General features: G+C 59.1%; 4 protein-coding genes. 2 read left to right on the top strand and 2 right to left on the bottom strand.

Features of this window, described 5'->3' with window-relative positions; translation table 11 throughout:
- Positions 1-1,753 (bottom strand): DUF3857 and transglutaminase domain-containing protein (locus IT585_13720; GenBank protein ID MCC6964305.1); only part of this gene is annotated, 1,753 nt, incomplete at its 3' end.
- A gap of 160 nt (positions 1,754-1,913) precedes the next feature.
- The gene (locus IT585_13715) at positions 1,914-2,213 is read right to left on the bottom strand and encodes a Smr/MutS family protein (protein MCC6964304.1); all 300 of its coding nucleotides are present in this window, start codon (positions 2,211-2,213) and stop codon (positions 1,914-1,916) included.
- Positions 2,214-2,376: 163 nt separating this feature from the next.
- On the opposite strand from IT585_13715, the gene IT585_13710 reads away from it, so the two are divergent.
- Positions 2,377-4,416: a hypothetical protein gene (locus IT585_13710; GenBank protein MCC6964303.1), complete on the top strand. Its 2,040-nt coding sequence runs from the start codon at positions 2,377-2,379 to the stop codon at positions 4,414-4,416.
- A gap of 99 nt (positions 4,417-4,515) precedes the next feature.
- A partial coding sequence (locus IT585_13705) for a thrombospondin type 3 repeat-containing protein (protein MCC6964302.1) occupies positions 4,516-5,900 on the top strand: 1,385 nt, incomplete at its 3' end.

The following is a 5,900-nucleotide window of genomic DNA, read 5'->3' as shown; positions in this document are numbered from 1 at the left end:
TCGACTTGATTTTCATCCCCGGCGGCAGATTGATCACTTCTTCTTCACTGGCACCGAAGGTGAAGCCCAGCGCGAACGGGTACTTGCGTTCCGGCAGCGACGCCGACGATAGCAGGTATTTGGAGATTATCTCGAAGGCGCCCATCGATACCGGGCTTTTCATCAACACGAATTCGCCGGCTGCGGTCGGGTAGTTTTCGACCTGATAGGAAATCTTTAATTCGAACGGCTTTCCGAGATCCTCGGGATCGGAGAAGGTGAGGTTGGTCAGGCGCGCGCCGGGGTAGACATCCTGGAGCAGGTAACTCCATACCATCGACATCTGCGCCGACGGGACGGACTTCGCCCAGGAGCGAATCGCCAAGTCGTAGATGCCGTCGGTGGTGATCGTCACTTCCGAGGTCAGCAGGCCGGTCTCGGTGAGATTCGTGACCGCTTTGATGGCGCCCATGTTTTCGCGCGCCGGTGTCAGCGGCGTATCGGCCAGCTTCTCACCCTTGTCATCGCAGACCAGGACTTGCTGCTGGCTTTCGACGGCCGGCAGCCAGTCGACCGAATTGTTGATCGTCGGATCGGCATAGGTCAAGCTGCCGTCAGCGTTCGGAATCGCGACGATCGCGTGATTGAAGTAGAAATGGGGGATGTCGGAAGCGACCTTATCCCCGACCATCGTCAGCACCACATTGCTGGGCACATCGGCTTCGCGCAGCATCGCCACCATGAGCGTGGCGACGTCGCGGCAGACGCCGTACTTGGTCTCGAAAGTTTCGGTAGCCGGTTTGGGCTCAAGCCCTTTCTTCTTGCCGGTGCCGAGTCCCATATAGCGGATTTCCTGAGCGACGAAGCGATAGATGGCGTCGATTTTTTCGTCGCGCGTGGTCTTGCCGGCGGTGAGTTCTTTCACCTTTTCTCGCAGGCCGTCATTCATCGTCATCTGTTTGCCGGCCATGTCATTCCACCAGCGGCTGATTTCCTCCCAGGAACCGATCGTGCTGAAGATCACCGTCGGTGCGATTTCGGCGAGGGACGGCATGGCGGGTTCGGGAATGATGCGGTCGACGTTTTCCGCCGTCCAGGTGTACTTGATTTTGTCCCCCATCTCCTTCTGGGCGAACTTCACTTTGCCGTTCTTGACGATGTACTTCAGGGGGAGAGATTTCGGCCCGACGACATTGACTTCTTTGTAGACAACCGGGTCGAAGCGCTGAAAGATTTGCAGGCCGTCAAACTCGGCCTCAAGCGGCGACCGGAAGACGTAGTCGTCGACGCTGAGCTCGATGCAATCGCCAACTTCGAGATTCTTGAACGGGATCACGCGTTCGAGCGCATCCTGCTCGTAGATGTTCATTTCTTCGGAGGAGGCCGAGGAGATGTCTTTCATATCCTCCCGGGGGACATCGATGATGGTGCCGTCCTGCTTGATCACGCGCGCCACCGTTACGACGAGCGTATCGTAGATGCGATAAAACGGCACCCGGATCTCGCCGTAGTCTCTGAAGCCGGCTTCGGTCATGATCTTGGCCAGCACGTAGTCGCGGGCCAGGCAGGTGCCGTCGGCTTGGTACTCATAATCGGTCTGGTTTTTGATCACGATGGCGTTGGCGTCGGGATACTTCTCCAGTCCCGGCGCTTTCTTGATCAACGCGGCGGTTTCTTTGCTCAATTCCGAGCCGAGGCCGGGCACGGTGAGACCAAACGCCAATAGCACGAGCGCGGCCAGCAAGCCGAGCGCATGAGTTTTTCCTGAGAACATGGGGTACTCCTTACCGTTCAGGGACGGATATGTCATCTTTGCCAAAATGCCATTCAAACGAGGGCCGGTGCGCGGCCACGCTGAAGAAATCATAATCAATCGTAATTGAGGCGCAAGGGGTTCATTAATCTCAATATACCGGAGGCGCGGGTGAAATGTTTCACGGCGTGGGGCGGCACGGGTCACGCAACTCGACCAAAGTCGCGCCCCAGGAGCCGGGGGATTCGCTGTCGAGTCGGAACGAGCGCACGCGGGGATCGCGTTCCAGCAGTGCGTGCACCGTGCGGCGCAAATTCCCGATGCCCTTGCCGTGGATGATCCGCAGCGACAAGATGCCGCGTTCGAGGCAGGCGTCGATGTACGCCGGGATCAGCTCCTTGACATCCTTTGGCGCAAAGGCATGCAGGTCGAGTATTCCATCGATCGGGTATTCAATCGGGTCGTCGGCATCGCCGGGCATGACATCACCTCGCGCAGGCCACTTTGGCCTTGTCCGAATTGGCGATTCACACTATATTGGTTGCTGTCGAGCTTGGCGACCTCCCCAATCCGGCTGGCACAAAGATAGTCGGGTTCTACTTCGGTCGCTATCGTTGTTTACTGCTATCGTTCGGTAATTGTCCTTGATCCAACGGAAGTCAACAATTCGAATCCACCTTGCTGCGGCTGCTGTCATCGTATGGGCGGGAGTCGCCCCGGCCGCGGATTATCGCTTCGAAGTCGGCACGATCGAGGCCCTGCCGGTTGTTTTCAACCCGGCAGAGATTAGCGAGACCACGGCGGTCGAGCCGGTGGCGGAGCGGGCAAAGCCCTGGCCGTTTCCGGGACCGCTGCCGCAAGCGGCAAACGAAGTTTCGCAATACCAGCCGGGTAATCCGAGTCATCTCCATGATTTGACCACGTCACCGGGCGACAAGGCGCCGAACGAGCTGGCGCCCTGCCGCAGTTTCACCGGGACAACCTACACCGGTTGGGACCCGCCCGATCCGCAGATTGCCGCGGGGCCCAATCATATCGTCGAGGTGGTCAACAGCACAATTTCGGTGTTTGACAAAAACAGCGGCAACCTGCTCTATCAGGCTACCGCGCAGCAATGGTTCGCCGGCACGCAGCCGGCGCCGCCCAGCGCTTTCATCTACGACCCCAAGGTCATTTACGATCCGGTTGCCGCGCGCTTCGTGATTCTCTTCCTGTGTACCAACAGCGTTGACCGCTCGGCGTTTTTGGTGTCCGCCTCGCAGACTTCGAGCGCGATGGGAAGCTGGTGGAATTACTGCCTGGATGCGGCGGCGAACGGATCAACGCCGGAGGCGATCTGGCCCGACTATCCGGGGCTGGCGTGCGACTTTGACGAGGCGGTCTACATCAGCGCCAACATGTGGGGCTTTGATGGATATTTCGAGTACGCCAAGGTCCGCATCGTGCCGAAGAGCCGACTCTACGGCGGTCAATCGCTGACGTATTCCGATCTGTGGGATATGCGCTATCACGACGGTGAGACGGCCTTTGCGGTGAAGCCGGCCCTCATGTATTCCGACGCCAACGGCATGTTCCTGCTGAGCAATCTCTGGCACGGCGGCAACTCCACGGCGTACTGGAAGATCACCAATCCGCTCGGGATGGTGCAGTTGACTCTGCGCAGTCGCGTGGGGATTGCCGCGTACACCTTTCCGCCCAGCGCGCCCCAGCGCGACGGCAGCAACATCGGCATGCTCGGCCCGACGACGCAAAACGTCATCTTCCGCAACGGCAGATTGTACACGGCCTTTGACCAGGGCTTCAACTGGGGTTCGGGTGTTGTCGCGGCGATCCGCGTCCTTGGGATTGACACGGCCAACTCGCAAGCGTCGATCGACGTGGTACTGGGCGCCGATCGCAAGTCGTACTTTCTGCCCAGCATTCATGTCGACCCGCAGAATCACGTCTATTTGAGCTTCAACCGCTCCGCCACCGACGAGTACGTCAGCGTGCGCTACGTCGAGGACCTGCTGTCAGACCAGCGGTCGCGCGTGCTCAAGACCGGCGACGGCGCGCGCGGCGGCAGCGCGCCGGTGCGCTGGGGTGATCACAGCTGTATGTGCGGCGACCCGCTCGCGCCGACCAACGTCTGGCTGTGCGGCGAATATAACACCGCTTCCCCATTCCACTGGGGGACGTGGGTCGGGCAGATTCCTTCCAAGGCCGATTCGCCGTTCCTGGTCAGTCCCATCGCGGGCGCACAACAGATCAATCCGGTGTTGCTCTACTGGGATCCCAATTTGCCGGCGGGCGGCTACGTTCTGCAATTGGATGACGATTCGACATTTTCATCGCCGGTGGTCAGCGCGGACGTGGATACGAATCGGTATCAGATCGGCGGGCTCACGACCGGGCGGACCTACTACTGGCGCGTGCGCGGCGTCACCGTCTGTCCGGACAATCCGTGGTCGAATATCGGAATGTTCAAGGCGTGTGCCATTCTGCCGGGTGATGCCGACCACAGCGGGTATGTGACCATCAGCGATGCGGTCTACCTGATTTCCTACATCTTTTCGGGTGGCCCGGCGCCAACGCCGTCCGCGGCGGGCGACGCCGATTGCGATGCGTTTGTTAACATCTCGGATGCGGTGCGTTTAATCGGCTACATCTTCTCCGGCGGCGCCCAGCCGTGCGGCCCGTGTTGACGAAGGGCGGGGCGAATATTCGTTGACAAAATCAGCCTACAATCGTATCTTGTTGCATATCAACGTCAAATCTCGAGTCCAAATTGAAACGGTGAACCTATGAATAGATTGATTGCCCTGGCACTCCTGGCCCTCACCCTGTTCCTTGGCGCGCGCACTTTCGCGGCCCGACCCGACACGATCCGCGTCGAGGTCGATTACATGGTGGGCAACGGCCACTCCCACAAACTGCAGCCGGCGGAAGTAGATATGATTGTCCAGGCCTTCGCCTGCCAGGGGATCACGATGATCATCGAAGTGTCCGACTCGGTGCCGCATTTCGACGACATGACCGGCAACCCGTTCTTCACGAACAGCGCTCCGAATGGTTTCGCCTGGTACAAGACGAATTACATGGATCATCTCGGTGATCCGGGTTGGCACTATTGTATCATGGCGCACATTTACAATGGCGGCAGCAGCTCGGGACTGGGTGAGATTCTCGGTGATGATTTCATTGTCACGCTCGGCGCCTGGGGCGGACAGATCGGCACACCGTTTGAACGTGCCGGCACTTTCATGCACGAGTTGGGACATAATCTCGGCCTGCGCCACGCCGGCAATCAGGATGAAGGCGCAATCGGCCAGTACAAGCCGAATTACGCCAGCATCATGGCGTATCGCTATCAGGTTGACGCTGTGCGCCGCTGTATGCTTTGCTACGAGCTGGCGGAGGACACACTGATCGACTTGAAGAATCTGGATTATTCCGACGGCACGCGACCGCCGCTGAATGAGAGCGCGCTGGTCGAGGCCGACGGTATCGGCTATGGCCCGGTCGACTGGAACTGCAACGGCATCATCGACGCCGGCACAGTCTCGCAGGACTTGCGGAACTTCGACTGGTGTACCTCGGCAACGACGCTGCAAACTCTGACCGATTACGATGATTGGGACAATTTGACCGACGTGTCCCTGTTCAAGGCGGCGCACATCCATCAGAGCGATGAGATCATGGAGTGCCTGAGCTGGGATGAGATGCAACAGCACCTGCACGACAAGGCGGGCCCGTGCGATCCGCCGCAGGTGGTGGTCGAAGGTTGCACTTACCAGTATGTGTGCCACGATTCGGATCAGGACGGCTGGGGCGACCCGGACGACACGCTGAACAACTGCGAGCTTGACAACTGCGGCAATGACTTCAACCCCGACCAATCGGATGTTGATGACGACAGCCTGGGTGATGTTTGCGACCCTGATGCGGACGGTGACGGTTTATTGAACGCCGTCGACAACTGCTGGTTGGTCGTCAATCTCGATCAGGCCGATGCCGACGCCGACTCGGTGGGCGACGTCTGCGATAATTGCCCGTCAATCTACAATCCGCAGCAGCTTGATGAAGACGGCGACGGCAACGGTGATCTCTGCGACGGCAAGGTGCATATCTACACGCCGGCAGTGTTGCCGGATGCTTACCGCACCCAGCCCTACTTCTATCAATTCGA

It is taken from the genome of Candidatus Zixiibacteriota bacterium, from assembly GCA_020853795.1.
Taxonomy (GTDB): domain Bacteria; phylum Zixibacteria; class MSB-5A5; order CAIYYT01; family CAIYYT01; genus JADJGC01.
The sequence above is the reverse complement of the archived record's forward strand: the minus strand, read 5'-3'. Positions and strand labels throughout refer to the sequence as shown.